General features: G+C 63.7%; 1 protein-coding gene. It reads right to left on the reverse strand.

The annotated features are described in order from the left end of the window. Window positions 1-141 precede the first annotated feature (141 nt). Window positions 142-375: GPR1/FUN34/YaaH family transporter (locus BIU91_RS16630; RefSeq protein WP_216099683.1), on the reverse strand; the 234-nt coding region annotated here is incomplete at its 5' end.

The following is a 375-nucleotide window of genomic DNA, read 5'->3' on the forward strand; positions in this document are numbered from 1 at the left end:
ACATGGGTGGTCCTTCTGCACATGGACGGTTGGTCAACGATGCGTGCCGGCTGGTGAGGTGCACAGCAGTCGTATGACTCAGTTGCTGCAGTGCCGGGCGGCGTCGGCGGTACTGGTCGGCGCCGCCCGGCTCCGAGTTGCTTAAGAGGCGCTGATCTCTCCAACGGGGATGACGTTGCGCCGCCACGTGGCGTTGGTGACCGATGCGAACGATCCGTACCAGGCAGTCAACGCTGTAGCGAAGCCGAGCCAGCCGCCGATGTGTCCGAGCCATGCCTCGCCGGTGAACGCGCCGAGGCCGAGAGCGACGAAGGTGAATGTGGCGATGATGAAAAGGACGGAAAGCATCACGTTGATGCGCAACGCCGCCACGAC

The sequence above is a fragment of the Curtobacterium sp. MMLR14_002 genome (assembly GCF_001864975.1).
Taxonomy (GTDB): Bacteria; Actinomycetota; Actinomycetes; order Actinomycetales; family Microbacteriaceae; genus Curtobacterium; species Curtobacterium flaccumfaciens.